Below are 438 nucleotides of genomic sequence, written 5' to 3'. Positions count from 1 at the left end.
GATCATCTGCGCGACCGCATTCGCCGCGCCGTCTCGCGTGGCCGCGCCCTCATGAATGGAGGGTACAGAGATTTCCTTCTTTAAAAAGTGACAGTCCGCCCTGTGCGTCAGCCTGCGAACAGTTCGGAGCTAAAACCCGTCACCACCGATTGGCCGCTCGACATGGCAGCGAACGGCCTTCGAGAGCGCTCTGGTTGAGGCATCGTCGATGCCAAGAGGCACGTTCGTATTGTCCGATAGCCGACAATGTCGAGTACGCAAGGTACAGGAACCTGACTCTCGGGTGTTTTTAAGCGCTTTTTGACCTGGCATGGTACATGCATGCTATTCAGCAAAACACGCGGACTGAGTGGTTCCCACTTCCACGAGAGTCGCTGAATTACGCCACCTCCCAAGGCGTACCCGGCCCGGCAGCGAGCTCAGTCTCCTGCCGGGCAT

General features: G+C 58.0%; 1 protein-coding gene. It reads left to right on the top strand.

Annotated features, from left to right (window positions below; all coding sequences use genetic code 11):
* Positions 1–6 precede the first annotated feature (6 nt).
* Entirely contained in the window at positions 7–84 is a 78-nt protein-coding gene (locus tag AC0L2Z_RS35485; protein ID WP_473630654.1) for a DNA -binding domain-containing protein, read from the top strand.
* Positions 85–438: the final 354 nt, after the last annotated feature.

This window comes from Mesorhizobium sp. WSM4850, assembly GCF_055811735.1.
This window is presented reverse-complemented; position numbering and strand designations above follow the sequence as displayed.